The organism is Oleiphilus sp. HI0123, assembly GCF_001635315.1.
In genome coordinates, this window is sequence record NZ_LWGE01001881.1 from 1 (window position 1) to 624 (window position 624).

Consider the following 624-nt stretch of genomic DNA (forward strand, 5'->3'; position numbering starts at 1 on the left):
CGTTTTCAAGTCGGGACGCAAACTCTGTGGTTACTATTACAAATCGCGGCAATCGCTACCGTGATCATTGGCAAATAACGCGGCCTGTTGATGCGCGCGCGCAATGATGTCTTCACGCTCAAGGTGGTAATAGGCTAAAAATCGGCTCAACGCGATCTCGCCTTTTAATGGGCTAGCTAAATGCGCAATACCCCACCAATGGAGCGCATGCTTCATGTCGCGCCAGCGCGTTGTCACTTTTTGTTTAATGCTGTGCATGGCAACACCTCACACGCATTACGGCCACCGTTATTTGAGCATAGCAGGTCAATACCGCAAGTAAACGTGCACCGCTTCGCTAATTTTTCCACACAAAGGGGGCCACGCGGCTAACGGTAAAACGATGCGCCTTCTTGGTAACGACATAAGTCGCCGGATACCGAGACATTTGTCTCGCAGCGCCACTCAATACTTTGCCCACCCAGCACGTCAACTGGGGTCAATACCACCGCCGCATGCTCACCGAGCTTTTCTGCCGCTAAGACACGAATCACCCCACCGCGGGTAATCCGCATATCACGAATCATCGTGCTGGTTTTCATTTGCGCATCGGTATAACCCAAATCGTCGATCTCCGCTGGCCAA

2 protein-coding genes are annotated in these 624 nt (G+C 52.1%); both read right to left on the reverse strand.

The window, feature by feature from the left end:
- Positions 1-36 precede the first annotated feature (36 nt).
- Positions 37-258 carry a hypothetical protein gene (locus A3761_RS25090; protein WP_068510533.1) on the reverse strand — a complete coding sequence of 74 codons (222 nt, stop codon included), beginning with the start codon at positions 256-258 and terminating at the stop codon, positions 37-39.
- A gap of 110 nt (positions 259-368) precedes the next feature.
- Positions 369-624, reverse strand: a 256-nt coding sequence (locus A3761_RS28240; RefSeq protein WP_197473261.1) for a hypothetical protein, incomplete at its 5' end; no start/stop codon positions are given.